Below are 760 nucleotides of genomic sequence, written 5' to 3' on the forward strand. Positions count from 1 at the left end.
CCGAGGATGACGACGGCGTTGTTGCCGCCGAACGCGAGTCCGTTGTTCTGCACCACGCGCAGGTCGGCGTCGACGGCATGGTTGGGGACGCAGTCGATGTCGCACTCCGGGTCGGTGTCGCGGTGGTTGATGGTCGGTGGGATGAAGCCCTGGCCGATCGCCAGCGCGCAGCCGATCGCGGCCAGCGCGCTCGCGGCGCCCATGGTGTGGCCGAGCATCGACTTCAACGACACCGTCCGCGGTGCGTCGTCGCCGAACACCTCGCGGATCGCGCGGCTCTCGGTGACGTCGTTGGCCCGGGTGCCGGTGCCGTGTGCGGAGATCAGGTCGACCTCCTGCGGCTTGACACCGGCGTTGTCCAGCGCCAGCTCCATGCAGCGGGCGACGCTCGTCTGATTCGGCGCGACCTGGTGGTAGGCGTCGCAGTTGAGCCCGTAGCCCAGGACCTCGGCGTAGATCCGCGCACCCCGGGCCAGCGCCGAGCCGAGGCTCTCCAGCACCAGCACGCCCGCACCTTCGCCGGTGAGGATGCCCTTGCGGTCGGCGTCGAACGGGCGCACCAGGTCGGGTGCGATCGTGCCCAACCGGTAGAAGCCCGCGAACGTCTTGCGGCACATGGCGTCGGCGCCGCCGCACAGCGCGAAGTCGACCTCACCCGACCGCACCGCGTCGAAGCCGTACCCGATCGCGTAGTTCCCCGCGGCGCAGGCGGTCGGGATCGTCACCGCCTCCACATCGGACAGTCCCAGCTCCTGCGCCA

Annotated in this window: 1 protein-coding gene; it reads right to left on the reverse strand. The window is 70.5% G+C overall.

The window, feature by feature from the left end:
* The coding region (locus tag Voc01_RS52650) for a beta-ketoacyl-[acyl-carrier-protein] synthase family protein (protein ID WP_203935344.1) at positions 1-760 on the reverse strand (760 nt) is incomplete at both ends.

The organism is Virgisporangium ochraceum, from assembly GCF_016863655.1.
Classification (GTDB): Bacteria; Actinomycetota; Actinomycetes; order Mycobacteriales; family Micromonosporaceae; genus Virgisporangium; species Virgisporangium ochraceum.